Origin of the sequence: Microbacterium horticulturae, from assembly GCF_029094505.1 — a bacterium.
In the GTDB taxonomy this organism is placed as follows: Bacteria; Actinomycetota; Actinomycetes; order Actinomycetales; family Microbacteriaceae; genus Microbacterium; species Microbacterium horticulturae.
Map to the genome: position 1 here is coordinate 1,117,416 of NZ_CP119108.1, position 23,292 is coordinate 1,140,707.

At 68.1% G+C, this 23,292-nt stretch carries 24 protein-coding genes; 14 read left to right on the top strand and 10 right to left on the bottom strand.

Annotation, left to right across the window (positions count from 1 at the left end):
• Positions 1-9: 9 nt before the first annotated feature.
• Positions 10-1,299: an imidazolonepropionase gene (hutI, locus tag PU630_RS05185; protein WP_275279301.1), complete on the top strand. Its 1,290-nt coding sequence runs from the start codon at positions 10-12 to the stop codon at positions 1,297-1,299.
• Positions 1,300-1,379: 80 nt separating this feature from the next.
• Here the strand turns inward: hutI and PU630_RS05190 are convergent, their stop codons facing one another.
• Genes PU630_RS05190 through PU630_RS05200 form a run of 3 tightly spaced genes read right to left on the bottom strand, consistent with a single transcriptional unit; the run spans position 1,380 to position 3,635 of the window.
• The gene (locus PU630_RS05190) at positions 1,380-2,000 is read right to left on the bottom strand and encodes a hypothetical protein (RefSeq protein WP_275279302.1); all 621 of its coding nucleotides are present in this window, start codon (positions 1,998-2,000) and stop codon (positions 1,380-1,382) included.
• Positions 1,997-2,341, bottom strand: coding sequence for a gamma-glutamylcyclotransferase family protein (locus tag PU630_RS05195; protein ID WP_275279303.1), 345 nt, complete (start codon positions 2,339-2,341; stop codon positions 1,997-1,999). Before PU630_RS05195 ends, PU630_RS05190 begins: the two co-directional genes overlap by 4 nt.
• A gap of 19 nt (positions 2,342-2,360) precedes the next feature.
• Positions 2,361-3,635 (bottom strand): DUF445 domain-containing protein, encoded by a 1,275-nt coding sequence (locus PU630_RS05200; protein WP_275279304.1) that lies wholly within the window; start codon positions 3,633-3,635, stop codon positions 2,361-2,363.
• A 50-nt stretch (positions 3,636-3,685) separates the two neighbouring features.
• On the opposite strand from PU630_RS05200, the gene PU630_RS05205 reads away from it, so the two are divergent.
• Both PU630_RS05205 and PU630_RS05210 read left to right on the top strand, forming a co-directional pair.
• On the top strand, positions 3,686-3,958 hold the full coding sequence (locus PU630_RS05205) for a metal-sensitive transcriptional regulator (RefSeq protein ID WP_275279306.1): 273 nt from the start codon (positions 3,686-3,688) through the stop codon (positions 3,956-3,958).
• Positions 3,958-4,365, top strand: coding sequence for a pilus assembly protein CpaE (locus PU630_RS05210; RefSeq protein WP_275279307.1), 408 nt, complete (start codon positions 3,958-3,960; stop codon positions 4,363-4,365). The genes PU630_RS05205 and PU630_RS05210 overlap by 1 nt, the downstream gene beginning before the upstream one ends.
• Positions 4,366-4,372: 7 nt before the next feature.
• Here the strand turns inward: PU630_RS05210 and PU630_RS05215 are convergent, their stop codons facing one another.
• Genes PU630_RS05215 through PU630_RS05225 form a run of 3 tightly spaced genes read right to left on the bottom strand, consistent with a single transcriptional unit; the run spans position 4,373 to position 7,411 of the window.
• Positions 4,373-5,581, bottom strand: coding sequence for an MFS transporter (locus PU630_RS05215; protein ID WP_275279308.1), 1,209 nt, complete (start codon positions 5,579-5,581; stop codon positions 4,373-4,375).
• Positions 5,582-5,603: 22 nt separating this feature from the next.
• A complete protein-coding gene (locus PU630_RS05220; RefSeq protein ID WP_275279309.1) occupies positions 5,604-6,260 on the bottom strand; it encodes a response regulator in 657 nt (218 codons plus the stop codon).
• Entirely contained in the window at positions 6,257-7,411 is a 1,155-nt protein-coding gene (locus PU630_RS05225; RefSeq protein WP_275279310.1) for a sensor histidine kinase, read from the bottom strand. The genes PU630_RS05220 and PU630_RS05225 overlap by 4 nt, the downstream gene beginning before the upstream one ends.
• A gap of 161 nt (positions 7,412-7,572) precedes the next feature.
• On the opposite strand from PU630_RS05225, the gene PU630_RS05230 reads away from it, so the two are divergent.
• The 7 genes from PU630_RS05230 (at position 7,573) to PU630_RS05260 (ending at position 13,828) form a co-directional block, all read left to right on the top strand.
• Positions 7,573-8,262 carry a hypothetical protein gene (locus tag PU630_RS05230; RefSeq protein ID WP_275279311.1) on the top strand — a complete coding sequence of 230 codons (690 nt, stop codon included), beginning with the start codon at positions 7,573-7,575 and terminating at the stop codon, positions 8,260-8,262.
• Positions 8,263-8,526: 264 nt separating this feature from the next.
• The gene (gene nrdH / locus PU630_RS05235) at positions 8,527-8,760 is read left to right on the top strand and encodes a glutaredoxin-like protein NrdH (protein WP_275280035.1); all 234 of its coding nucleotides are present in this window, start codon (positions 8,527-8,529) and stop codon (positions 8,758-8,760) included.
• Between the two features lie 2 nt (positions 8,761-8,762).
• Positions 8,763-9,206: a class Ib ribonucleoside-diphosphate reductase assembly flavoprotein NrdI gene (gene nrdI / locus PU630_RS05240; protein ID WP_275279312.1), complete on the top strand. Its 444-nt coding sequence runs from the start codon at positions 8,763-8,765 to the stop codon at positions 9,204-9,206.
• Positions 9,188-11,347: a class 1b ribonucleoside-diphosphate reductase subunit alpha gene (gene nrdE, locus PU630_RS05245; RefSeq protein WP_275279313.1), complete on the top strand. Its 2,160-nt coding sequence runs from the start codon at positions 9,188-9,190 to the stop codon at positions 11,345-11,347. The genes nrdI and nrdE overlap by 19 nt, the downstream gene beginning before the upstream one ends.
• Positions 11,348-11,423: 76 nt before the next feature.
• Positions 11,424-12,401, top strand: a complete 978-nt coding sequence (gene nrdF, locus PU630_RS05250) for a class 1b ribonucleoside-diphosphate reductase subunit beta (RefSeq protein ID WP_275279314.1) — start codon at positions 11,424-11,426, stop codon at positions 12,399-12,401.
• Positions 12,402-12,546: 145 nt separating this feature from the next.
• Entirely contained in the window at positions 12,547-12,969 is a 423-nt protein-coding gene (locus PU630_RS05255) for an NUDIX hydrolase (protein ID WP_275279315.1), read from the top strand.
• Between the two features lie 130 nt (positions 12,970-13,099).
• Positions 13,100-13,828, top strand: a complete 729-nt coding sequence (locus tag PU630_RS05260) for a DsbA family protein (protein WP_275279316.1) — start codon at positions 13,100-13,102, stop codon at positions 13,826-13,828.
• Between the two features lie 41 nt (positions 13,829-13,869).
• On the opposite strand, the gene PU630_RS05265 is transcribed toward PU630_RS05260, so the two are convergent.
• On the bottom strand, positions 13,870-14,481 hold the full coding sequence (locus PU630_RS05265; RefSeq protein WP_275279317.1) for a TetR/AcrR family transcriptional regulator: 612 nt from the start codon (positions 14,479-14,481) through the stop codon (positions 13,870-13,872).
• A 133-nt stretch (positions 14,482-14,614) separates the two neighbouring features.
• Between PU630_RS05265 and PU630_RS05270 the strand changes: the two genes are divergently transcribed.
• On the top strand, positions 14,615-16,354 hold the full coding sequence (locus PU630_RS05270; RefSeq protein WP_275279318.1) for a CocE/NonD family hydrolase: 1,740 nt from the start codon (positions 14,615-14,617) through the stop codon (positions 16,352-16,354).
• Between the two features lie 15 nt (positions 16,355-16,369).
• On the opposite strand, the gene PU630_RS05275 is transcribed toward PU630_RS05270, so the two are convergent.
• Positions 16,370-17,485: a magnesium and cobalt transport protein CorA gene (locus tag PU630_RS05275; protein WP_275279319.1), complete on the bottom strand. Its 1,116-nt coding sequence runs from the start codon at positions 17,483-17,485 to the stop codon at positions 16,370-16,372.
• Positions 17,486-17,640: 155 nt separating this feature from the next.
• Between PU630_RS05275 and PU630_RS05280 the strand changes: the two genes are divergently transcribed.
• Entirely contained in the window at positions 17,641-18,066 is a 426-nt protein-coding gene (locus PU630_RS05280; protein WP_275279320.1) for a MarR family winged helix-turn-helix transcriptional regulator, read from the top strand.
• Here the strand turns inward: PU630_RS05280 and PU630_RS05285 are convergent.
• Positions 18,059-19,141, bottom strand: a complete 1,083-nt coding sequence (locus PU630_RS05285) for a tellurite resistance/C4-dicarboxylate transporter family protein (protein WP_275279321.1) — start codon at positions 19,139-19,141, stop codon at positions 18,059-18,061. The genes PU630_RS05280 and PU630_RS05285 overlap by 8 nt on opposite strands.
• Before the next feature lie 52 nt (positions 19,142-19,193).
• On the opposite strand from PU630_RS05285, the gene PU630_RS05290 reads away from it, so the two are divergent.
• On the top strand, positions 19,194-20,039 hold the full coding sequence (locus tag PU630_RS05290) for a hypothetical protein (protein ID WP_275279323.1): 846 nt from the start codon (positions 19,194-19,196) through the stop codon (positions 20,037-20,039).
• Here the strand turns inward: PU630_RS05290 and PU630_RS05295 are convergent.
• A complete protein-coding gene (locus tag PU630_RS05295) occupies positions 20,022-20,408 on the bottom strand; it encodes a VOC family protein (protein WP_275279324.1) in 387 nt (128 codons plus the stop codon). The genes PU630_RS05290 and PU630_RS05295 overlap by 18 nt on opposite strands.
• 155 nt (positions 20,409-20,563) lie before the next feature.
• Between PU630_RS05295 and PU630_RS05300 the strand changes: the two genes are divergently transcribed.
• Positions 20,564-23,119, top strand: a complete 2,556-nt coding sequence (locus tag PU630_RS05300) for an ATP-dependent Clp protease ATP-binding subunit (protein WP_275279325.1) — start codon at positions 20,564-20,566, stop codon at positions 23,117-23,119.
• Positions 23,120-23,292 lie beyond the last annotated feature (173 nt).

The following is a 23,292-nucleotide window of genomic DNA, read 5'->3' on the forward strand; positions in this document are numbered from 1 at the left end:
GGGGCACGCATGACCGCGACGCTCATCACGAACATCGGCGAGCTGACCACCAACGTCGCCGCAGGCAGTGACCCGTGCGGCACGCTGACCGATGCCGCCGTGCTCATCGAGGGCACCCGCATCGCGTGGGTGGGGCCCGCGGCATCCGCTCCCGTCCCTCACACCGCCCCCGCCCATCTCCGCGAGAGAACAACGGGCGGCCGAGAGAACGGTTATTCCCCGCATCCTCGTCCGTCCGATGTCCTCTCGCGCACGAATGGGGCGGCGGCGCTCGAGCGTGAGGAAGTCGCCGTGGTGGATGCCGCGGGTCGCGCCGTCATCCCGGGATTCGTCGACAGCCACACGCACCTCGTGTTCGGCGGCGACCGCGCCGACGAGTTCGCCGCGCGCATGGCCGGGCAGCCGTATGCCGCCGGCGGCATACGCACCACAGTCGCTGCGACACGTGCGGCTGGCGACGACCAGCTGCGCCGACGGCTCGCGCGTCTCGTGGCCGAGTTGCACGCGCAGGGCACGACCACGTTCGAGATCAAGACCGGCTATGGGCTCACCGTGCACGACGAGGCACGCCTGGCGCGGCTGGCCGCCGAGGTCACGAGCGAGGTCACGTTCCTGGGCGCGCACGTCGTACCCGCCGAATACGCCGACGCGCGTGACGAGTACGTCGACCTGGTCGCCGGCCCCATGCTCGCCGCGTGCGCGCCGCACGCGAAATGGGTCGACGTGTTCTGCGAGACCGGGGCCTTCACCGCCGACGAGTCACGCCAGGTGCTCGAAGCGGGCATGGCCCGCGGCCTCGTCCCGCGCGTGCACGGCAATCAGCTCGGCCCGGGAGAGGGTGTGCGCCTCGCGGTGTCGCTGGGCGCGGCATCCGTCGACCACTGCACGTATCTGGGCGACGATGACGTCGCGGGGCTCGCCGGATCCGACACCGTCGCGACCCTGCTGCCCGGCGTGGAGTTCTCCACCCGGCATCCCTATCCCGACGCCCGGCGGCTCATCGACGCCGGCGTCACGGTGGCCCTGGCCAGCGACTGCAACCCCGGCACGAGCTTCACGAGCTCGATGCCGCTGATGATCGCGCTCGGGGTGCGTGAAATGGGGATGACGGTGTCCGAGGCGGTCTGGGCGGCCACCGCCGGGGGCGCCGCCGCTCTGCGTCGCGACGACATCGGCCGCCTCGCACCCGGTACCCGGGCCGACCTCGTCGTGCTCGACGCGCCCAGCCGCACGCACCTGGCCTACCGACCCGGTGTGCCGCTCGTGCACGCCGTGTACAAAGACGGCGCGCGGCTCTGAGGAGGCTGCCCGCCCGTTGTGCGCAGGCACGGGGCCGCGGCATCCTGCCGCCGCACCTGACCCGCACCGCACCTCGCGCCTCAGCGCCCGGGAACCTCGATGACCTCGCGCACCTTGTCGGGCCAGCGCACAGAGATGTCATGCCCGCCGTCGCCGTCGGGCGCGATCTCGATCTCAGGGATGAGAGACCCGGTGCGCCGGATGCGGATCGGCTTGCCGTCGTCGCCGATCTGACCTTCGTCCACCTGGGGAACCGGCGGCGGCTCGGGTCCGCGGCGCACCGCGATGATCACCGGGTAACCGCCCGGGATGTCGTGCACGGTCACCTGCGGCATCATCTGCTGGTCGGGCGCGTCCACAAGGGTCATCTCGCCGTCCCACGGCACCAGCATGCGCACCTCAGAGTGCTCCTCGGCATCGGTACCGCGCCCCGCACACAGATCCACGCCCTGGTGCAGCTCGGTCACCCAGAGCGCTTCGGGGTCGGCGGCGGGCAGCGCGGGCGCGGTGAAGCGCACGCCGGGGGAGATGCCCTCGACGTCCACGCGGATGATGCGCAGCTCCCAGGCGTCGTGCACGGCCTGCACGACCGTGACGTCAGACCCGCCCAGGCGCGTCTGGGCGGTGGTGAACGGCATCCACTCGGCGGGGGCGCGACCGGCGCCCAGGACGGCGACGGAATCGGCAGGTGCGGTGCTCATGCGCTCACGTATGTCCAGGCGGTGCGGCCGCTGGCCAGCGGCACCTGCACGCGGCGGTAGATAGCGACCTCGTAGTCGTCGGCCGAGGCGAGCTCGTCCTCGCTGATCCGCAGCACCGTGCCGGGAATCCGATCGGTGTCGTCGCCCGTCGCGATAGCGATGGTGTGCAGCGCCGAGCCCGACAGCTCCACCACCCGCGGGTCGTCGATCGGGGCATCGCCGAGCACGAAGCCCACGAGCTCGTCGTCGTCGCCGTCGACGAGGCGACCGAAGGTGTCGAGCTGCACGTCGGCGTACCGCAGCGTGCCATACGTGAACAGAAGCTGATCTTTGGAAGACACGACGCCAGCGTATCGCCGCTCACAGTGCGGCGATGAGGTGCGCGACTGTGAAAATGGCCGCTCCCGCGATAGCGCCGATCACGGTGCCGTTCAACCGGATGTACTGCAGGTCGCGCCCCACCATGAGCTCGATCTTCTCGGTGGTCTCCGCGGCATCCCACCGCTCGATCGTGTCGGTGATGATCGACGCGATGTCGTGCCGGTAGCGATCCACGAGAAACGCCGCGGCGTCGGTCACCCAGCCATCCACGCGCTGCTGCAGCGCGGGCTCGATCTGCAGGCGCTCGCCGACTTCAGCCAGCGCCGCCGCAGCGCGCACGCGCAGTCCGCTCGTGGGGTCGGCCAGCGCCACCAGCAGACCGGACTTCGCGGTCTCCCACGCGCGTGCGGCCAGCTCCCGCACGCGAGGGCTGTCGAACACGGCCGATTTGGCGTCTTCGACGCGGCCGATCATGGCGGGGTCGTTCTGCAGGCGGTCGGCGAGGCGGCCGAGGTATCCGTCGACGGCGATGCGGGCGGGATGCTGCGGGTCGGCCCGCACGGCCTGCACGAACTTCATCGCCTCGTGGTAGACGGTGTCGTCGACGAAGCGGTGCGCGATGCGCGGCACCCAACCCGGCAGCCGACGCGAGACGAGGCCCTCGAACGCCGGGCGGTTCGCCTCGAGCCACGTCGCGAGCGAATCGATGGCCAGATCCACCGCGGGGTGGTGGGCTCCGGCATCCGTCACCCTCTGCAGCCACGCTCCGGCGGGCGGCCCCCACTCGGGCGAGACGAGGTGCTCGCGCGCCAGGTCCTCGATGACGTCTTGCACATCGGCGTCGCTGAGCGCGCGCAGCACCGCCGATGCCATGCTGGCGGCCTCTTCGGTGACGCGCTCGGCGTGCGCCGGTTCGGCCAGCCACGCTCCCAGGCGCCGCGCTATCGCGGCCGACGCGAGCTTGGTGCGCACGACCTCGGCGGAGAGGAAGTTCGTCTCGACGAACTCGCCGAGCGAGCGACCGATCTCGTCCTTGCGCGTCGGGATGATCGCCGTGTGCGGGATGGGAAGGCCGAGGGGATGCCGGAACAGCGCTGTCACCGCGAACCAGTCGGCCAGCGCGCCCACCATGCCGCCCTCGGCGGCGGCGCGCACATACGAGAGCGCCGGAACCTGCTCTTCGAGCGCGAACGAGACGGCGAACACGACGGCGAGAAAGACGAGCGCGCCCAGCGCTATCGCCTTCATGCGGCGCAGTCCTCGGCGTCGCTGTCGGTCTGCGGGACTCAGCAGTGCGGTCGGGGTGCGCGCCATGGCGTCATCCTGCCATGTTGTTCCGGGTCACGCCCGGGTAGCCTTGCGGCGTGATCGAAGACATCAAGAAGCGGGCGCTGCATCGAACGGCGATCATCGAGGGCCAGGTGCGCGGGCTTGCCAAGATGATCGAGAACGAGGACTACTGCATGGACATGATCGCGCAGTCGCGCGCGATCCAGAAGGCACTCGAGTCGCTCGACAAGCTGCTGCTCGAGAACCACCTGCGCACCCACGTCACGCACATGTTCGAGCACGGCGGCGACGAGCGCGAGCAGGCCGTGGCCGAACTGCTGAAGGCCTACGACGTCGGTAACCGCTGATGATCTCGACCGAGCGTGCGCGCGAGCTGCGCGAGGCGGGCCTGGTGTGGCATCCGCAGTCCGGCGACAGATTCCAGCTCGACGAGCCGGAGTTCGAGGCCGACGTGTTCACCGTCAGCGACATGACGATCGAGGCCCGCAACTTCTCGACCGGCGGCATCCTCGCCTTCAACGGCACGACGGAGTGGGCACTCGACTCCGTCGCCCAGGAAGACGCGCTGTGGCTGCCATCCGAGGAGCAGCTGCGCGAGCTTCTGCGCGGCACGTTCCGCATACTGCGGCGCCTGTCCGACACCTACGAGGTAGAGGTCGAGATCGCCGGGCGCAGGGTGGTGTTCGCCCATCCCGAGCCGGCCGACGCATACGCACTCGCGCTGCTGGAGCTGTTGCATCGGGTGACCGGCTGACGCCCGATCACACGGTCTGGATCGGGATCGTCGTCGTGTCGGGCAGCGGGCTCGGGTCACGTCCGCGCAGATCGGGAAAGCCGCCGCGGAAGACGACCGCGACGAGCACTCCGACGGCCGCGAAGATCGCCGCCGTCCAGTAGGCGCCGCCCGGGCCCATCCCGTCGATGAGGAAGCCGGCGACGGCAGACCCCGCCGCCGCGCCGATGAGCTGGCCCATGTTGACCCAGCCGAACGCCTCGGCGGTGTCGCTGAACTTCACGCTCGCGGTCGTCATCGCCGACACCGCGGCGAACACGGGTGCGACGCCGATGCCGGCCACCAGCAGCGATCCGCTGATCCACCACACGTTCAGCGAGATCGTGGTCACCACGAGGCCGATGGTGACGATGCCCATGCGCCGAGCCATCGCCCAGCGGCTGACCGCGATGCCGCCCGAGACGAGACCGCCCACGAGGCTGCCGACCGAGAACACGGCCAGCACGACGCCGGCCTCGATGCCACCCTTGCCGAACGTCGCGACCACGCCGGCCTCGACGGCGGCGGTCGCGCCCACGAGGAGGAAGCCGATCACCGTGCCCAGGAGCACGGCGGGGCGGGCGAGCACCTTGCCGAAGCGTCGCTTGCTGCGGGGGATGCGCACGCGGCCGAGCTCGGGCGAGGCGATGAACCAGGCTCCGCCACCGATGAGGATCACCACGATCAGCAGCAGGCCGACGACCGTCGAGATCTGGGTCGACACGAACGTGACCACCACCGGGGCGAGGATCCAGATGATCTCCTGCAGCGATGCGTCCAGCGAGAACAACGGGGTCAGCTGCCGAGAGTTGACCATCTTCGGATAGATCGTGCGCACGGCCGGCTGTACGGGCGGGGTCGACAGGCCCGCGATCATGCCCAGGGTCATGAAGACCGGCAGCGGCACCTCGAGGACGGCGATGCCGATGATGGATGCCGCGCAGATGAGCGTCGTCAGGGTGAGCACCTGGCGCATGCCCCACAGTCCCATCCAGCGGCTCGTGATGGGGCCGGCGACGGCCTGCCCGATCGAGGCCGCGGCCAGGACGAGTCCGGCGGCGCCATACGAACCGGTGATGTGCTGGATGTGCAGCAGGATCGCCAGGCTGGTCATGCCGGAAGGGAACCGCGCCGTCAGCTGCGCGGCGATGATGCGCCCGACTCCTGGTGTGCGCAGCAGATCGCGATATCCCGCCACGGAACAACGGTACCCGTCCGCATCACCCGCGCGGTGCCACGAACCGGCTCTCGTAGGCCAGCACGACCGCCTGCACCCGGTCGCGCACGCCGAGCTTGGCGAGCATACGCGCGATGTGCGTCTTCACGGTGGCGTCGCCGATGAACAGCGCGCGGGCGATCTCGGCGTTCGACATGCCACGAGCGACCAGCGCGAGCACCTCGCGCTCGCGGGCGCTGAGCGCGTCGACCCGCGCCCGCAGCGCCTGATCGACGGGACCGGCGCCGACGAAGCGTTCGACGAGCCGCCGCGTGACCGCCGGGGCCAGCAGTGCATCGCCGGCCGCGGCCTGCCGGATCGCGCCGACCAGCTGCTCGCGCGGCGCATCCTTCAGCAGGAATCCGGCGGCGCCCGCGCGCAGCGCCTCGTAGACGTACTCGTCGAGGTCGAAGGTCGTCAGCACGAGCACCCGCGCGCGGCTGCCCGTCGCCGTCAGCTCGCGGGTCGCCGCGATCCCATCGAGCCGCGGCATCCGCACGTCCATGAGAACGACGTCGGGGTCCTCGCGCGCGGAGAGGCGCACGCAATCGGCGCCATCCGCGGCCTCGCCCACCACCTCCATATCGGGCTCGAGATCGAGGATGAGACGGAACCCCGTGCGCACGAGCTCCTGGTCGTCGGCGATCAGCACGCGGATCACGGCGCGCCCCCGCCATCGCCCGACAGCGGCAGCGTCGCATGGACGACGAACCCGCCCTCGGCTGTCGGTCCGGCGTCCAGCCGCCCGCCGAGAGAGATCGCGCGCTCGCGCATGCCGCTGATCCCGTACCCGTCTCCGGTGCTCGCCGGGGGCGGAGTGGATGCCGCAGCCGACGTCACCGTGACCTCCAGCGCCCGCGCGCGCTGCACGATCGCGACGGTCACTGCGGCGCCCGGCACGTGCCGGCGGGCGTTGGTCAGGCTCTCCTGCACGATCCGGTACGCGGCGAGGTCGACACCGGGCGGCACCGGCGCTGTCGTCAGGCGCACCTCGAGCGTGACCGGTGTGCCCGCGCCGCGAGCGGCGTCGACCAGCCCCGAGATCGCTGACACGCCGGGGGAATCGACTCCGGGCCGTTCGTCGTCGTCGGTGCGCAGCACCTCGAGCATGCGGCGGATGTCTGTCAGAGCCTCCCGCGCTGTGGCGCGCACGGCACGCACCGGCGCGAGCGCGCGCTCGGGGGCGGTGCCGAGCGCCGCCTCTGCCGCGTCGGACTGCACGGCGATGACGCTCAGACTGTGCGCGACGACGTCGTGCAGGTCGCGGGCGATCCGCACCCGCTCCTCGGCGACTGCGAGCCGGGCCGCCTCACGCTGGCGTCGCTCGGCCGCAGTGACACGGCCGCGCCACTGTGCACTGGCGCGGCCCAGCAGCCAGACGCCGCCGAACAGCAGCAGGATGAACACGTAGTCCACGCCGTTGTCGAGCCGCTCCTGCGCGAGCAGCGCGGCGACGAACACGGCGCCGGCGATCGCCGCGACCCCCTCCGACAGGTACGCCGCCGCGGAATACAGGGCCACGACATCCACCACCAACGACCACAGCGAGCCGGGGAAGGTCGACAGCAGCGTCTGCACCAGGCCGGCCACGATGACGACCGCCACCGGGACCAGCGGGGCGTGGCGCCGCCAGGCCACCGCGAGCGTCGAGGAGACCGCCACCGGCAGGGTCAGTGCGAGCGGCCCCTCGTCGGGATTGCCGGTGACGACGCTGGCGACGGCGACCGCGAACAGGGCGAGCGCCAGCAGGACGTCGGGCGCGGGCAGACCCCACAGCGTGCGACGCCGCCATCGCGCGAAGGCCCGGCGCATGAGGTCACTCTATTGACCCCGAGGCTCGTGCGCGTCCCCCGTGCGGACGACAGCGATCATCCGGGCGGGCGACACCGATCACCCTGGGCGACGACGCGTGCGCCGGCCTCGGAGCGACACGATGCCACCGAGGGCGCGCACCGCGCCGAGAGGAGAATCCCATGAACACACACTTCGATCGGGTCGTCGCCACGGCGGCCCTCGTGGCAGGGCCGCTGAGCCTTGTCATCACGACGGTCTGGCAGTGGATGCTGCAGCCGGCCGGCGCGCAGCCGACGGCGGTCGACGCTGCCGAGCAGTTCCCGACAGCATGGATCGTCATCGGGCTGCTCGCGGTCTTCGGACCGCTCATCTGGCTCGCCGGGCTCCCGGCCGTCGTCGCACCGGCTGCCGCGCGCGGCCGGCTCGTCACACGCATCGGCGCACTCGTGACGGGGCTGGGGCTCGCGGCCGGCATCGGGCATCTCGCCGCTTACTTCTCGCTGTACGGTGCGGTGGCCGCCGCTTCGCTGCCCGGCGACGGCGTGGACGCCATGGTGCGGGCCGGCGACGCGGAGCCCATCGGCAACGTGTTGCTGCTCGTCTTCCTGGTGGGCTACTCGCTGGGGCCGATCGTCCTCACCGTCGGACTGCGGATGGGACGCGTGGTAGGGGTGTGGGTGCCGCTGGCGGCGGTGATCACCGCCGGGGCGAATCTGCTCGGGGGGCCGATCGCCGGCATCGTGCAGCTGATCGCTCTGATCGCCCTGTGGGCGCCGGTGGTGGTGCTGGTCGCGCGGGGGAGCGCGACACGCCGCGACACGCCGACGGCGGTTGTCCACAGGAATTCGGATGTCGGAACCCGCTCGTAGTGTGCGGCCTGTGGAGGACTTCGGGAGGGCTCGGCGAAAGCCGCGGAATCCAGGCCTTTTCCAGCTTCGCGGAAACCTGCCCGCCTGTGGATGAAACGGTGGACAAGCTGTGTTGTACATGGGGAGGGCGGTGGAAAACTACACGGATGTAACTACTATCCCTTGTGGTGCTTCCCAGTGTCGGTACCCATATGTAGTATTGGGTGACCGGCGGGGGGACCACCGGAGAAGACAGATCGAATGACGAGGGGAGACACGGTCGAAATGGCGATCACCGTCTACACGAAGCCGTCTTGCGTGCAGTGCAACGCGACCTACCGGGCACTGGATGCGAAGGGCATCGAATACGAAGTGCACGACCTCAGCGAGGACCCGACGGCCCTCGAGCAGGTGAAGGCCCTCGGGTACCTGCAGGCGCCTGTCGTCATCACCGATGAGGGGCACTGGTCGGGCTTCCGCCCCGACAAGATCGACGAACTCGCCTCCCGCTTGGCCTGATCATGCCCGTCGCAGTGGCCGCGCCGCTGCTGGTCTACTTCTCCAGCGTCTCCGGCAACACGGCGCGATTCATCGAGAAGCTGGGACTGCCGGCCCGCCGGATCCCGTTGCACATGGGGCCGCACACCGCTGAGCCGCCGTTGCACGTCGATGAGCCGTTCGTACTCGTCACCCCGACGTACGGCGGCGGCCAGGGCCGCGGCGTCGAGAAGGGCTCCGTGCCCAAGCAGGTCATCAAGTTCCTCAACGACGAGGACAACCGCCGGTGGATCCGCGGGGTCATCTCCGCGGGCAACACCAACTTCGGCCAGGCGTACTGCCTGGCCGGAGAAGTCATCAGCCGCAAGTGCAACGTGCCGCACCTGTATCGGCTCGAATTGTTCGGCACGCCCGAGGACGTCGCCCGTGTGGGCGATGGATTGGAAAAATGGTGGAAGCTGCAGTGACCGAGACGGCATCCTTCAAGACCGAGGCGCGTTTCGACGGCATGGATTACCACGCCCTCAACGCGATGCTCAACCTGTACGACGCCGACGGCAAAATCCAGTTCGACGCCGACAAGCGTGCCGCGCGGGAGTACTTCCTGCAGCACGTGAACCAGAACACCGTGTTCTTCCACTCTCTCAAGGAGCGCCTCGACTACCTCGTCGAGAAGCAGTATTACGAGGCGAGCGTGCTCGACAAGTACCCGTTCGAGTTCATCCAGGAGCTCAACGACCGTGCCTACGGCGCGAAGTTCCGCTTCGAGACGTTCCTGGGCGCGTTCAAGTACTACACGAGCTACACGCTGAAGACGTTCGACGGCAAGCGCTACCTCGAGCGCTTCGAAGACCGCGTCGTCATGACGGCGCTGGGATTGGCCGACGGCGACCAGCAGACGGCGCGCGATCTCGTCGACGAGATCATCTCGGGGCGCTTCCAGCCGGCGACGCCCACGTTCCTGAACACCGGCAAGGCGCAGCGCGGCGAGCTGGTCAGCTGCTTCCTGCTGCGCATCGAAGACAACATGGAGTCGATCGCCCGCGGCATCAACTCGGCGCTGCAGCTGTCGAAGCGCGGCGGCGGCGTCGCCCTCCTGCTGAGCAACATCCGCGAGTCGGGGGCGCCGATCAAGCAGATCGAGAACCAGTCCAGCGGCATCATCCCGGTCATGAAGCTGCTCGAAGACAGCTTCAGCTACGCGAACCAGCTGGGCGCACGTCAGGGTGCCGGCGCCGTGTACCTCAACGCGCACCACCCCGACATCATGCGGTTCCTCGACACCAAGCGCGAGAACGCCGACGAGAAGATCCGCATCAAGACGCTCTCGCTGGGCGTCGTCGTGCCCGACATCACGTTCGAACTGGCCAAGACCGGTGAAGACATGTACCTGTTCAGCCCGTACGACGTCGAGCGCGTGTACGGCGTGCCGTTCGGTGACATCTCGGTCACCGAGAAGTACCGCGAGATGGTCGACGACCCGCGCATCAAGAAGACGAAGATCAACGCGCGCGAGTTCTTCCAGACGCTCGCCGAGATCCAGTTCGAGTCGGGCTACCCGTACATCATGTTCGAAGACACGGTGAACCGGGCGAACCCGATCAAGGGCCGGATCAACATGTCGAACCTGTGCAGCGAGATCCTGCAGGTGAACACGCCGACCACGTACAACGACGACCTGTCGTACAACGAGATCGGCAAAGACATCTCGTGCAACCTCGGCTCGATGAACATCGCGCTGGCGATGGACGGCGGCGACCTTGCCAAGAGCGTCGAGACGGCGATCCGGGGGCTGACTGCGGTGAGCAACCAGAGCCACATCGCCTCTGTGCGCTCGATCGAAGACGGCAACGACCGCTCGCACGCTATCGGCCTCGGCCAGATGAACCTGCACGGGTACCTGGCGCGCGAGCACGTGCACTACGGCTCGGACGAGGGGCTCGACTTCACGAACATCTACTTCGCGACGGTTCTGTACCACGCGCTGCGCGCGTCGAACAAGATCGCGATCGAGCGCGGTGAGACCTTCGACGGGTTCGAGGACTCGACCTACGCCACGGGTGCGTTCTTCGACAAGTACGTCGAGAACGACTGGGTGCCCGCGACCGACAAGGTGAAGGACCTGTTCGCCGGCCACCACGTGCCGACCCGTGAAGACTGGGCAGACCTGAAGGCCTCGGTCATGGCGCACGGCATCTACAACCAGAACCTGCAGGCCGTGCCGCCGACGGGCTCGATCTCGTACATCAACAACTCGACGAGCTCGATCCACCCGATCGTCTCGAAGATCGAGATCCGCAAGGAGGGCAAGCTCGGCCGCGTCTACTACCCGGCGCCGTTCATGACGAACGAGAACCTGGACTACTACCAGGACGCGTACGAGATCGGCCCCGAGAAGATCATCGACACCTACGCGGCGGCCACGCAGCACGTCGACCAGGGGCTGAGTCTGACGCTGTTCTTCAAAGACACGGCGACCACCCGCGATGTGAACCGGTCGCAGATCTACGCCTGGCGCAAGGGCATCAAGACGCTCTACTACATCCGCGTGCGGCAGATGGCCCTTGAGGGCACCGAGGTGGATGGTTGCGTCAGCTGCATGCTTTGACACCCCCGCGCGTCGCCTCGCGAGCGAAGCGAGTCGAACGACACCGGCCCCCAGCATCCGTGAAAGAGAAAGAGAAATGACCCCCGAACCGCTCAAGCTTCTGGAATCCGTCCAGGCGATCAACTGGAACCGCATTGAGGACGAGAAGGACCTCGAGGTCTGGCACCGTTTGACCGGCAACTTCTGGCTGCCCGAGAAGGTTCCGCTGTCGAACGACGTGCAGTCGTGGAACACGCTGACGCCCGACGAGCAGCTTCTCACCATGCGGGTGTTCACCGGGCTCACGTTGCTCGACACGATCCAGGGCACGGTCGGCGCCGTCTCGCTGATCCCCGACGCGGTGACGCCGCACGAGGAGGCCGTCTACACGAACATCGCGTTCATGGAGTCGGTGCACGCCAAGAGCTACTCGTCGATCTTCTCGACCCTGGCGTCGACGAAGGACATCGACGAGGCCTTCCGCTGGTCGACCGAGAACCCTGCTCTGCAGCGCAAGGCACAGATCGTTCTCGACTACTACCGCGGCGATGACCCGCTCAAGCGCAAGGTGGCCTCGACGCTGCTCGAGTCGTTCCTCTTCTATTCGGGCTTCTACCTGCCGATGTACTTCTCGTCGAAGGCGAAGCTGACGAACACGGCCGACATCATCCGCCTCATCATCCGCGATGAGGCTGTGCACGGCTACTACATCGGTTACAAGTTCCAGAAGGGACTCGAGAAGGAGACCGAGGAGCGTCGCCAGGAGTTGAAGGACTACACGTTCTCGCTGCTGTTCGAGCTCTACGACAACGAGGTGCAGTACACGCAGGACCTCTACGACGGCGTCGGGCTGACCGAGGACGTCAAGAAGTTCTTGCACTACAACGCGAACAAGGCGCTCATGAACCTCGGCTACGAGGCGATGTTCCCGGCGACCGTCACCGACGTGAACCCCGCGATCCTCGCGGCGCTGTCGCCGAACGCCGACGAGAACCACGACTTCTTCAGTGGTTCGGGCTCGTCGTACGTCATGGGCAAGGCCGAGGCCACCGAGGACGACGACTGGGACTTCTGACGTTCTTCTTCATGTGAGGATCGTCTAAGACGAGAGAGCCCCGGATCTGCAGACCGCTGCGAATCCGGGGCTCTTCTGTCATCCCTTCGTCTCTGCGCTCCGCTGTCTGCTGCACCGCGCCGCGACAGTCCTGCAAACTGGTCTCGTGCACTTCGCCGATTACGACACGAGGCTCGCAGCCTATGCCGTCATCGTCGACGGTGATCACGTCCTCCTCACCTGGTACAACGGCTCGCAGCCCCAATGGACACTTCCGGGCGGCGGAGTCGAGTTCGACGAGTCACTTGAGGAGGCCGTCGTTCGGGAGGTCCTGGAGGAGACTGGCCTTCACGTGCGTGTGGAACAGCCTTTGACGACGTGGAGTTTCACCGAGGACGAAGGGCCGAGGCCGCCTCGCCCCTATAAGTCGGTCCGTATCGTGTTCGAAGCAACAGCCATCGGGGGAGTGCTCGGCACCGTGGAGCGCGACGGCACCACGGACTTCGCGCGATGGGTGTCGGTCAAGGACGTCCCCGCGCTTCAACCCCGGGCCGGCATCGTGGACGTCGGCATGCGAGCCTTAGCATGACCGCCGGTTCGATCAGCACGAGCGGGTCAAGTGTGCCGCAGCCGGTGCATCGCGGCTTTGTCACGGCCACTGCCCGGGGCTCTCGCAGGGGCAGCAGGTAGGTTTAGTGGTCAGACCACTAAGGATGACCATGCCCAAGACTCGCGTCCCCGCTCTTCTGCTCGCGCCGATCGTCGCCGGTGCTCTCGCGCTCAGCGGCTGCGCTGCCGCGACCGAATCGCCCGCGTCGACACCCGCAGAATCGACCCCCGCGGCCAGTGCGCCGGCGACGGGCGCTGACGTGCCGGCATCCCTCGGCGATCACGTCATCACCGTGGGCGACGGGCCCGTCGAGGTCGCACTGTGGACCGACCTGTCGTGCCCGTACTGTGCCGCACTCGAAGCCGAGACGGGGGAACTCATCTCCACGTGGGTCGCGAACGGCGACATCACGCTGCGCATCCATCCGCTCAACTTCGTCAGTGAGAAGCACGGCGACGCCACGGACTGGTCGACGCGCGCCGCCGGCGCGATCGCGGCGGTGGCCGACGCAGGGGAGGGCGCGTCCATCCCGGCGTTCTATGCGCTCCTGCAGAAGAACCAGCCGACTGAGGCGGGTGCCGCGAGCGACGACGACATCATCGCACTGGCCCAGAAGGCCGGTGTGACCAGCGACGTCAGCGCCGCGGTCACGTCGCAACAGTACGGCGACTGGGTGCGCGCGTCGAACGACCATTGGCTCGGGGCGACGATCGGTGGCACGTCGCAGGTCGTGCAGGGCGTGCCCGTCCTCGTGGTCGACGGCGCCGTGTTCGACATCGCGGATGGCAACGCCGAACGGTTGCAGGCCGCCGTCGACGCCGCGCTCGCCGACGGATAGGGGCTACGCGAGGTCGCCGCCGGGCGAACCAGACATTACCGCTAGCGCGACGAGACGAGGATCTCCTGGATGGCGGGAGCGACCACCCGCACGATCTCATCGATGTCGGCGCCCGCGATGAGAGGAACCCGGATGATGTCGCGGCCGGTGACGATGCCCACCAGCATGGCAGCGGCCAGACCCGCGCGCAGTGCCGCGTCGCTCTCGTTGCGCCCACCCGTGCCGTGGAGGAGCCGTGACTGGATGAAATCGCGCAGCTGTTGTGCTGCGAGCTCGTTGACGATCGCCCCGCGCAGCATCGCAGTCAACGGTGCGGACTCTTCGGGCGTGCCCTCCCACGCGCTCAGGTAGGCGCGAACCACGCGCTCGCCGAGGTGCTCGTCTGGTCCTTCGAACGCCGTGTTGAAGCGTTCGATCACAACCGGCGGGATCTCCATCGCCGCCACGAAGAGATCATCCTTCGAGCGGAAGAACTGGATGACCAGTGACGCATCGACCCCCGCATCCGCGGCGACGGCTCGAATCGTCGTCCCGGCGAAGCCATCGTTCGCGAAACGAGTGCGGGCTGCCTCGAGCACCAGCTGACGCGTGCTTCCGCCGCCAGGTCGTCGGCCACGGCGGCGCGCGGGTCGGTCTTTCGCGGGCAAGGTCATGCCAGCAATCTATCGTGCTCAGAATTTTATCAACATGTGTGGAGTTAAGCGCTCATTCGACGTACTCTCGATGAGTGCCGCGGGCGGCCGCCGCCCGGACAGTCATGAACCTCGCTGCAAGAAGGAGCTCGAGATGAGCGATGTCACGAAGATCTACACCGCGTCCAGCCCGCTGCCGGCCGCCCGGACGGGCGTGCTGACCGCATGGGAGCCGGGCACCCGCACGCTCGAAGCGGGTTTTCAGATCGCCCCGCAGTTCCGACCGCTTCCGGTGGACGTGGTCTTCGAGAAGGATGTCGCCGTCACACTGCGCGATGGCGTGACCATCTGCATCGACGTGCTCCGGCCGGCCGTGGACGAGAAGGTGCCGGTGATCGTGGGATGGAGTCCCTACGGCAAGGGGCAGGGCACCTCCGCCAGCGTGATGGGGGTCTTCGCGCTCGTGGGTCTCGACAACGCGACGGTCTCGGGCCTGGAGAAGTTCGAAGGCGCCGATCCGGCGTACTGGGTCGCCCAGGGCTACGCGGTCTGCAATCCCGACATCCGCGGCGTCGTCGACTCAGACGGCGACAGCGTGCTGTGGGATCGCCAGGACGGCCGCGACGCCTACGACCTGATCGAATGGCTCGCCGAGCAGGAATGGTGCAGCGGCAAAGTGGGAATGAGTGGGACCTCCTACCTCGCCGTCTCGCAGTGGTTCACCGCCGCCGAGCGGCCGCCGCACCTCGCGGCGATCAACCCGTGGGAAGGGGTGAGCGACGTGTACCGCGATCTCGTCAAGCGCGGCGGCATGCCCGACACCGGATTCGCCCGCCAGCTTCAGACCGGCAGCTTCTTCGGCAAGAGTCGCAAAGAAGACATCCTCGCCGAGGTCGAGGAATATCCACTGATCAACGAGCTGTGGCAGAACAAGATCCCCGCGTTCGATCAGATCACCGTGCCCGCGTACATCGTGGCCAGCTACTCAAACACGCTGCACACGGCGGGTACCTTCCGTGCCTGGCGTCGCATCGCGTCCGACGAGAAGTGGCTGCGCATCCACAACAGCCAGGAATGGCCCGACTACTACGACGAGGCGAACGTGGAGGACCTGCGCCGCTTCTTCGACCACTATCTGAAGGGGGAGGACAACGGCTGGGAGCAGACGCCACGCGTTCGGTACTCGGTGCTCGATCTTGCCGGCGGAGACGTCGTCGACATCCCTGCAGACCAGTTTCCGCCGAGGGACGTGACGTCGACGAAGTTCTACCTCGACGGCCGGACGCGAACGCTGACCACTGACGCGCCCTCACGTGAGGTGTCGGTGGCTTACGCCGTGGACGATAACCCCGACGCAGTGTCGTTTCTCTGCACGTTCGATGCCGAGACGGTTCTCGTGGGCTACCCGAAGGCTCACCTCTGGGTCGAAGCCCGCGACGCCGACGACATGGATCTGTTCGTGCTGGTGCAGAAGCTCGACGAGCACGGCACGCCCCTCGAGGCCTTCACCGTGCCCAATCACAGCGCGATGATCCACGACGTCACCGATCACGGAGCGACCATCCTGAAGTACAAGGGCGCCGACGGTCGCCTGCGCGTCTCGACCCGCAACCTCGACGAGACGCTCTCGACCGACGACGTGCCCGCCCACACCTTCGACCGCGTCGAGAAGCTCTCGCCCGGCGAGATCGTCGAGATCGAGATCGACATCCTCCCCGTGGGTCTCGCGTTTCGCCGCGGAGAGCAGCTGCGGTTCATCATCAGCTCGCGCAACCTGCTCGGAACGCTGATGCCCGCGATCCAGGAGTACGTCGGCGCGAACAGCGGACAGCATGTGATCCACACCGGCGGCACGCATCCGTCGTACCTGCAGCTTCCCGTGCAGCACTCCTGACCGCGGGGTCGGGGTTCACATCCACTTGCTGCGCTTGAAGATCACGTACAGAAGGACGGCGAAGGCGACCATCATCGCCACTGCCATCGGGTACCCGAACGCCCAGTGCAGCTCGGGCATGTCATCGAAGTTCATCCCGTAGATGGCGCCGATCAGGGTGGGCGCGAACAGGATCGCCGCCCACCCTGAGATCTTCTTCATGTCCTCGTTCTGACGCTGCGCGACCAGAGTCGCGTTCACGTTCAAGATCTGCGACAGTGCCTCGCGCAGATCGGCTGCGCGTGAGTCGGCGCGCATCAGGTGATCGGAGACGTCGTCGAGGTAGGTCTGCAGCTCGTCGGGAATCCCGTACTTGTCGAAGCCGCCCTGCAGCGCGGCGACGACTTCGCGCAGTGACGACACGGTCTGCTGCATGTCGATGACCTCTTGGCTCAACCGATAGATGCGCTCGGCGACCGCCGCATCGCCGCTGAACACCTGTCGTTCGATCTGCTCTTTGTCGATCGACAGTCCCTGAAGCACGGGGCCGTAGCCGTCCACGATGGCGTCGAGAAGCCGATAGACGACCGCCTCAGGCCCCAGCTTCAGAAGATCTCGGTCGCCGAGCAGTGCGCGCTCGCGCCGGTCCGGCCTCGTCGGCTGCCCGGCCTCGACGTCGGTTCCGTCCGTTCCGTCGATCCACCGCTCGTCTTGGCAGAGCACGGCGACGGCGTTCGGCCTCACGAGCATGTGGAATTCGGCGAAGACCACCTCTTCTGCCTCGTCGATGTACCGTGCCGAACGCGCGACGAGAAAGAGCACCTCGCCGTAGCGATCGAGCTTGGGCCGCTGACGGGCGTTCAGCAGGTCTTCGCGCAGCAGGGGATGCAGCTCCCACGCATCGGCCAGCTCCGTGATCTCGGCGATAGTCGGGGCCGGGTAGAAGAACATCGCCATGCGGTCGGGGCCGCCCTGCGAATACTCGAGAGCCTCTGCGACGGATGCGCCCGGCTGCTGCCGGGTCGGCACGCCGTCCGCCACGTACTGCGTCAGGTGCGGCAGCTCTGGCTGGGCCGACTGCTCTGCAGAACCCCGCCTACGGAACCGACCGACCCGGCGCGAGCCCGCTTTGCTTGTGTCTCGTTGCGGCATGACTGACCCCCTGCATCCAGCATGCAGCACGGTTGCCCTGTCGTGCGGCTGCTCGGTGCTCGGGGTGCCCGAGCCTGAAGCAGCTCAAGCACGTGCGGCCAATACATCCGGCCCGCTGCCCCGGCCGCACCGGGCCCGGTGGCTACGATGGACCCATGCCCTCGCAGCCCCGCCGGTTCAGCCCCGTGCTCTCCCTGCTGACACTCGGGAGCATCTGGGACGGTCAGCTCAACAAGCAGCTGAAGGGCCTGGGCCTGACGACCCGCAAGTACGGGCTGCTCGCGCACATCCGCGCGACGCCCGGCATCTCGTTCTCCGAGCTCGCGCGTCGCTCGCAGATCACGGTGCAGACTGCGCACACGGCCGTCCATGCGCTCGTCGATGATGGATTGGCGGAGGATGCCACGGCCCACGCGGGAGCTGCATCCACCCTCCGCGTCACGGAGAAGGGCATGGCGGCCCTCGCCGAGGCCGACGCGCGGTTGGGTCGCCTCGACGCAGCCTTCGCGGCATCGGGCGCTCAGCTCACCGCGGCGCTGAAGGGCCTCCACGAAGAGCCCTTCGGCGAGCACCTCAGCTGACGACGGCAGACCGCGGTGGGCGCAAGACGGTGCGCCAGAGGTTCACGAGCATCCACACGAACGTGCCGACCCATGCGGCCAGGGCCACCCAGCTCTCCACATACCCGATCGCGTGCATGATCGGCAGGCTGTCGACGGTGCCGAGAAACTGCGATCCCACGCCGTACATGCCCAGTGGGAAGATGATGCTCCACAGCGTCGCCTCGTAGCGGAACGGGATGCGGTGCCGCACATGCCGCCACCACCCGGCCATGACCAGCGGTGGGATGAGCCACGTGCCGAACGCCCAGAAGAACACCGACGCGCCGGCGATGAGGCCGCGCGTGGCATCCACCATCGGCGCGTTTGCCATCATGACGATCCGCGCGCCCGCGACCACGGTGATCGCCGTCGCCCCCATCGCGACCCAGTACGGGGGAGTGAGGTCTTCGGGGCGGAACGGCACGGTCAGCATGCGCACCGCGACGAACACGCCGACCGCGCAGTAGAGGAAGATGCCCACCGACCACGAGAAGACCGCGAGCAACGCCAGACCGGGGCGCCACGCGTCGAACTCGACCTCGAGGGTGGCCGCGAGCACGGCGATCGATTGGCTGGCCACGGCCCAGATGAACCAGGTGCCGTTGGCCGTCGAGATCGGCACCTTCTTGCGCTTGCCGAGTATGGCCGTCCACGGCACGGTATAGCCGAGGATGATCCAGGCGATCGAGGCGACCAGCAGCAGGCTCACCGCGATCCCGTGGAAGCCGGTCTCCTGGCTGAGCCGGCTGCCCAGCACGTCGGTCGCGGCCACGAACGTGAAGAACCCGAACGCCCGCCCGGGGTCGGCGAAGTCATCGGCCATCTGCTCGGGATGCCGGATGACCCGGATGATGTTCAGCACGACGAGGACGACGTACGAGATCGCGGCGATGATCAGCAGCGCGACCGAGACGGTGAACCACTCATTGGTGCGCATGGCGATCGAGACGATGCCGGTCGCCATCACGAGCGCGAAATAACCCGGGGTCAGCGCAGAGATTCCCGCGTCGGCGCGGCTCGGCAGCGTTGACGGCAGTGTGGGCGACGTGGTCACGCCCTCAGGCTAGCGTCCGCCCGTGTCGTCCGTGTGGTGCAGGATCGTGAATATGATGCGGCTCTCCAGCACGACGACCCAGCGCACCTACCGCTACGTTCGGCTCGCGATCCTCGGCGCCGTGCTGAGTATCGGCGTCGCGCTGGTCATCGTGCTGGCGACCGAAGGGCCGCTGACCTCGCTCAGCGGACTGTTCTACACGTCGGGTCGCACCGCCTTCACGGGAGCGCTCATCGCCGTCGCGCTCGCGTTGGTCGCGCTGTCGGGGCACAGCGTCGAGCAGATCCTGCTGGATGTCGCGGCCCTGTTCGCGCCGCTCATCGCCGTGATCCCGACACCGGTGGCTCTCGGCGATCTGCCGGGGGAGACGGGATGCCCCGGCGCGGTGCCCTGCGTGCCCGAGGCATTCGTCCCCGGGGTCACCACGGGCATCATCACGTTCGCCGTGATGGCGATCGTCGGTGCCGGGTGCGCCCTCATCCTGGCGCGCGTCCAGCAGACGCTCTCGCCCGGCGTGCTCATCGGTGTCATCGCGGCCGGCGTCGTGGCGGTGGTGATGCTGGTCTGGCTTCTCGTCTGGCCTGATGCGCTGCTGCACATCGGTCACCTCGTCGTCACCGCAGCCTTCTTCGGCATCATGGTGGCGATCGCCGTCGTGTCAGCCGCGGCATCCCGCCGCCCCTGGCGCCGGGTGTACGTCATCGTCGCCGTCGGGATGGCGGCATCCCTTCTCTATCTCGCGATCGTCGGCATCGTGCGCCTGACCGGCGTCGACCTGTCGGGGCAGCCGTGGACCCTGGTCGGCGAGATCGGGGTCATCGGGTTCTTCGCGGTGTTCTGGGTCGCCCAGACCGTGCAGAAGTGGAACGAGGTCGACCCGTCACTCGTCGCCCGATGACGGCCGCGCCGGCAGCTGCTGCAACGTCCAGCGGTTGCCATCGGGGTCACGGAAGGTCACGAACCGGCCCCAGGCCTGCTCATCGACGCCCTCGGCATCGGCTCCGATCTCGCGCAGATGCGCCAGCGCCTCTTCGGCATCGGGGATGACGATCTGAATGGTGTTCTGCCGCCCGGGCTCGAGGTCGATGCCGAGGTTCGTGCCGAATGCGATCGAGCACGCCGAGCCCGGCGGTGTCATCTGCACGAACCGGAGGCCCTCGAACGGCGTCTGGTCGTGGTCGAGGTGGAAGCCCACCCGCTCGTAGAAGTCCTTCGCGCGATCGACGTCGGTCACGGGGACGAAGATCAGCTCAATGCGCCATTCCATGGTGTTCTCCCTTGTTCACCTGGGATAACGCTACGCCGGGGCTCCGACATTCAACCGGTGGGAATACGCATCCGAGCTCTGCGTTGAACTTGATACAGCCGTGCTCAAGTTCGTAGACTTGATGCACAAGGACTCAAGTTTCAAGGAGTAATCGCATGGTCGATGACGTGACACCCCCGGTCTCGGGCGCCCCCGACGGCGCGAGCGCGTTCGACGACTTTCTCGCGCGCTACCTGGCCGGTGAGCGCGCGCGTCAACAGCGCTCGGTCGACATCAGCCGCTTCATGACGGCCCGCACGCAGGAGATGCTGCAGGCGGCGGCGCAGTATGCGCTCGAGCGCGGACAGCGTGAGGTCGACACCTTGCACGTGCTGCACGCGCTGATGGAGGTCGCGCCCGCGCAAGAGGCGGTGCGGCGCATCGGCGCTGATGCCGTCGCCATCGCGCATGACGCCGAGCGCCGGCTGCCGGCGCCGAACCGCGCGGCCCCGCAGGCCGACGGTGCCGAGATCACCCCGTCGCTGCAGCGGACGCTCTTTCACGCATACCAGGTCGCCCGTTCGTCGGGCTCGACCTACATCGAGCCCGAGCATGTGTTCTTCGCGCTCGTGCTCGCGCAAGACACCCCGGCCGGCCAGGTGCTCGCCCAGGCGGGTGTGACCGCCGACGCCCTCACCGAGAGCGCGAACGAGACGGTGACCGCGGGCGGCACGACCGAGCAGGCCGAGGGCACCTCCGACACCCCGATGCTGGAGAAGTACGGCACCGATCTCACCGCGCTCGCCGAGGCGGGCTCGCTCGATCCCGTGATCGGTCGGGCCGACGAGATCGAGCAGACCATCGAGATCCTGTCCCGGCGCACGAAGAACAACCCGGTGCTGATCGGCGAGGCGGGCGTCGGCAAGACCGCGATCGTCGAGGGCCTGGCCCGTGCGATCGTCGAAGGCGCGGTGCCCGAGCAGCTGCACGGCAAGCGCGTGATAGCGCTCGACCTGCCCGGCATGCTCGCCGGTACCCGCTACCGCGGCGACTTCGAAGAGCGGCTCACCACAACGATGGACGAGATCTCCGCACACAAGGGCGAGATCATCGCGTTCATCGACGAGCTGCACATCGTCGTGGGCGCCGGCGGCAATGGCGACGGCGGCATGGATGCCGGCAACATCCTCAAACCGCGTCTCGCGCGCGGCGAGCTGCACCTGGTGGGCGCGACGACGCTCGACGAGTACCGCCGGATCGAGAAGGATGCCGCGCTGGAGCGCCGCTTCCAGCCCGTCAAGGTCGGCGAGCCCAGCGTGGAAGACGCCGTGCGCATCCTGCACGGCCTGAAGGACGCGTACGAGCTGCACCACGCCGTGACGTACACCGATGACGCGCTGCGCTCGGCCGTCGAGCTGAGCGACCGCTACCTCACCGAGCGCGTGCTTCCCGACAAGGCCATCGACCTCATCGACCAGGCCGGTGCGCGGCTGCGGCTGCGTCTGGGCGTGCAGGCCGACGTGTCGACGCTCATGCAGAAGCTGGCCGATCTGGAGGCCGACAAGAACGCGGCGGTCTCGGCCGAGCGCTACGAGGACGCCTCGCAGCTGCGCGACGAGATCGCCGAGGTCGAGCGCAAGCTCGACGAGGTCTCGCACGGCGCCGGTGCGCGCAAGGCCGACGCGGTGGTGGACGAGCCGGAGATCGCCGACGTGATCAGCCGGGCCACCGGCATCCCGGTCTCGCGTCTGACCGAGAGCGAGCGCGACAGGCTGGCCGTGCTCGAGCACGAGCTGCACGCGCGCGTGGTCGGTCAGGACGACGCTGTCGCCGCCGTCGCCAAGGCCGTGCGGCGCAACCGCACCGGCATGGGCGACGCGCACCGGCCGATCGGCTCGTTCCTGTTCCTGGGCCCCACGGGCGTGGGCAAGACCGAGCTGGCCAAGGCCCTGGCGCAGTCGCTGTTCGACGACGACACGGCCGTGATCCGCTTCGATATGAGCGAGTTCGGCGAGCGACACACCGCCGCCCGCCTGGTCGGTGCCCCTCCGGGATACGTCGGCTACGACGAGGCCGGGCAGCTCACCGAGCGCGTGCGTCGCAACCCGTACGCCGTGGTGCTGTTCGATGAGATCGAGAAGGCGCACCCCGACGTGTTCAACCTGCTGCTGCAGGTGCTCGACGACGGGCGCCTGACGGACGGCCAGGGGCGCACCGTCGACTTCCGCAACACGGTCGTGGTCATGACCTCGAACCTGGGCAGCGAGTTCCTCGCCTCGCGCGGGGGAGCCATCGGCTTCCTCGCCGACGGCGGAGGCGACACCGGGTTCGGCAGTGAGAAGGACCTGCGTGACCGCGTCTTCGCGAAGCTGCGCGAGGCGATGCGGCCCGAGTTCCTCAACCGCATCGACGAGATCGTGCTGTTCCGCAAGCTCGACCGCGAGCAGCTGCGTGAAATAGTGCGCCTGCTGCTGGGGGCGACCTCGGCGCGGCTCGCGTGGCGCGAGGTGGGCTTCGACGTCACGGACGCCGCGGTGCAGTGGCTGGCCGACCACGGGTACGAGCCCGAGTACGGTGCCCGCCCGTTGCGCCGGCTCATCCAGCGCGAGGTCGACGACCGCATCGCCGACCTGTTCGTGTCGGGCGAGCTGGTCGATGGCGCGGCGGTGCGGGTGGATGCCGCAGGCGACGTGCTGTCGGTGACGGCGACGCCGGTGCACCAGGCGGTGTGACCGAGCGCGCGTCCACCGGGCGGCGTGAACGAGCGCACGTGCACCGGGCGGTGTGACCGAGGCGGGATGCCGCGGCGAAGGTCGCGGCATCCCGCCTTCACTGTGCACGGCGTCGGGGATTTCCGGCGACGCGCCGTCGAATCGCGCGGGCCGACGGCGTGTCGGCGACATTC

Bases quoted from the DNA above. Each gene is read 5' to 3' on its own strand.
- hutI (WP_275279301.1), top strand. From the start codon at position 10: ATGACCGCGACGCTCATCACGAACATCGGCGAGCTGACCACCAACGTC.
- PU630_RS05190 (WP_275279302.1), bottom strand. From the start codon at position 2,000: ATGAGCACCGCACCTGCCGATTCCGTCGCCGTCCTGGGCGCCGGTCGC.
- PU630_RS05200 (WP_275279304.1), bottom strand. From the start codon at position 3,635: ATGGCGCGCACCCCGACCGCACTGCTGAGTCCCGCAGACCGACAGCGA.
- PU630_RS05210 (WP_275279307.1), top strand. From the start codon at position 3,958: ATGATCTCGACCGAGCGTGCGCGCGAGCTGCGCGAGGCGGGCCTGGTG.
- PU630_RS05225 (WP_275279310.1), bottom strand. From the start codon at position 7,411: ATGCGCCGGGCCTTCGCGCGATGGCGGCGTCGCACGCTGTGGGGTCTG.
- PU630_RS05230 (WP_275279311.1), top strand. From the start codon at position 7,573: ATGAACACACACTTCGATCGGGTCGTCGCCACGGCGGCCCTCGTGGCA.
- nrdH (WP_275280035.1), top strand. From the start codon at position 8,527: ATGGCGATCACCGTCTACACGAAGCCGTCTTGCGTGCAGTGCAACGCG.
- nrdI (WP_275279312.1), top strand. From the start codon at position 8,763: ATGCCCGTCGCAGTGGCCGCGCCGCTGCTGGTCTACTTCTCCAGCGTC.
- nrdE (WP_275279313.1), top strand. From the start codon at position 9,188: ATGGTGGAAGCTGCAGTGACCGAGACGGCATCCTTCAAGACCGAGGCG.
- nrdF (WP_275279314.1), top strand. From the start codon at position 11,424: ATGACCCCCGAACCGCTCAAGCTTCTGGAATCCGTCCAGGCGATCAAC.
- PU630_RS05260 (WP_275279316.1), top strand. From the start codon at position 13,100: ATGCCCAAGACTCGCGTCCCCGCTCTTCTGCTCGCGCCGATCGTCGCC.
- PU630_RS05265 (WP_275279317.1), bottom strand. From the start codon at position 14,481: ATGACCTTGCCCGCGAAAGACCGACCCGCGCGCCGCCGTGGCCGACGA.
- PU630_RS05270 (WP_275279318.1), top strand. From the start codon at position 14,615: ATGAGCGATGTCACGAAGATCTACACCGCGTCCAGCCCGCTGCCGGCC.
- PU630_RS05275 (WP_275279319.1), bottom strand. From the start codon at position 17,485: ATGCCGCAACGAGACACAAGCAAAGCGGGCTCGCGCCGGGTCGGTCGG.
- PU630_RS05280 (WP_275279320.1), top strand. From the start codon at position 17,641: ATGCCCTCGCAGCCCCGCCGGTTCAGCCCCGTGCTCTCCCTGCTGACA.
- PU630_RS05290 (WP_275279323.1), top strand. From the start codon at position 19,194: ATGATGCGGCTCTCCAGCACGACGACCCAGCGCACCTACCGCTACGTT.
- PU630_RS05295 (WP_275279324.1), bottom strand. From the start codon at position 20,408: ATGGAATGGCGCATTGAGCTGATCTTCGTCCCCGTGACCGACGTCGAT.
- PU630_RS05300 (WP_275279325.1), top strand. From the start codon at position 20,564: ATGGTCGATGACGTGACACCCCCGGTCTCGGGCGCCCCCGACGGCGCG.